Source organism: Priestia sp. P1_B12_1, from assembly GCF_056406695.1.
Window position 1 is genome coordinate 1 of the sequence record NZ_JBFTZR010000054.1, and the last position, 1612, is coordinate 1612.

Sequence of the window (1612 nt, forward strand, 5' to 3'; positions counted from 1 at the left end):
CTTTTAACTTACCGCCTTCTACAACTTCAATAATTCCTACCCAAAACTGACCATCATGGTAAATCGTTAGTGACATAACGATTCCCTCCTCTAAACATACTATGAAATGATGGACATCCCGAGGAGGGGAAGGTCAATGACATTAATTTATTAATGCATCCGGACTACCAACCGAATTGTGTTTTTACATCCCATATACAAATTTTAACATAAAACATATTTTCGGAACACATTAAATATCTATGCAAGAGGACATTGTAAATCCGCTATGTAAAGGTTGCATAGATGCTGCAATAGTTGAGCAAACTACTCAAGATGTTTTCAAGAAAATATCACCTCAAAAATAATGGTACGCACGACAGAAAAACTCCCTACGGAAATAGGGGGTTTTAGCTATTTTAAACGGATAAAACAGAATAAATATATATGAATATGTTAATTATGGATTAAAGATATAAAAGACAATTTGTTCAACCCCTACTAATTCCATAGGAGAACATACATGAAAAACTATACAAACGATAACACAGCAAGACGCTATATAGCTCACGTTAGTATACTTGGAACCACTCAGATTCACTTAAGAAATCCCTACATCATAGCCTGGTGGTCAGCTGCCTTTCCGGGTTTTGGACATTTGCTTTTATCCAAATATCTTCGAGGATTTGTTTTATTTATTTGGGAAGTTGTTATTAATCTGAATTCTAATTTAAATGTAGCTATGATTCATTCCTTTCAAGGGGACATAGACATGGCGAAAGAGTCACTAAACACTAGGTGGCTTCTCATTTATATTCCTGTTTATATCTTTGCCATATGGGATAGTTATCGAACAACGGTTGATTTAAATAAAATATATCTCTTAGCTGAAAGAGAAGATCACACCTTTAATTCCTTTAGTATGGAAGCTATGGAGATTAACTACTTGGATAAAAGAAATCCTATTATGTCTATCATATGGTCTTTATTTATGCCAGGTTTAGGTCAGCTTTATATTCATCGAATAATCGCTGCTTTTTTTATTGTTACTTGGACCGTTGTTTTCTTTTACTATTCTCATCTTCTTGAAGCTATTTCTCTTCTCTTTTTAGGCGAAATCCAGAAAGCTACCAACGTATTAAACCCAGAATGGTTACTGTTTTTCCCTTCTCTTTATGGGTTCGCCACGTATGATGCTTATATCAATACAGTTGAAAATAATAAGCTTGCTGAAAAAGAACAGAAGAACTTTCTAGAAAAAACCTATCAAAACCCAGGCTTTTATATTAAAAGGGAAAAAAGTTAAAAAATAACATGAAGATCTTTGCTACATTTATATGAATTAAAGCATCGTAACCAGAGCAAACTACTCAAGAAACTGATAAGGTTTCAACCCTTTGGATAAATAAATGTAGCAGAAAAACTCCCTACGGAAATAGGGAGTTTTTCTGTTTTTTAGCTGTATACGGTATTCATTTGTAGTTAAGTCGGGTAGGCAGGCACTCTCACGAGCGCCCGCCCCCCTAAGAACCGTACGTGACAGATTTCCCGTCATACGGCTCAAGCCTTCTTTTTATCCGAACAACTTATTTAATACATGGTACATGTACTAATTTAGCCAATTCACCTATAG

The 1612-nt window shown here is 34.9% G+C and carries 1 protein-coding gene and 1 pseudogene; one reads left to right on the plus strand and one right to left on the minus strand.

Annotated elements, in window-relative coordinates; all coding sequences use genetic code 11:
* Positions 1-143, minus strand: a pseudogene (locus AC1D0Y_RS29420) (DUF2992 family protein); the annotation flags it as partial.
* A 359-nt stretch (positions 144-502) separates the two neighbouring features.
* Here AC1D0Y_RS29420 and AC1D0Y_RS29425 point away from each other — a divergent pair.
* Positions 503-1285 carry a hypothetical protein gene (locus AC1D0Y_RS29425; protein WP_477708446.1) on the plus strand — a complete coding sequence of 261 codons (783 nt, stop codon included), beginning with the start codon at positions 503-505 and terminating at the stop codon, positions 1283-1285.
* Positions 1286-1612: the final 327 nt, after the last annotated feature.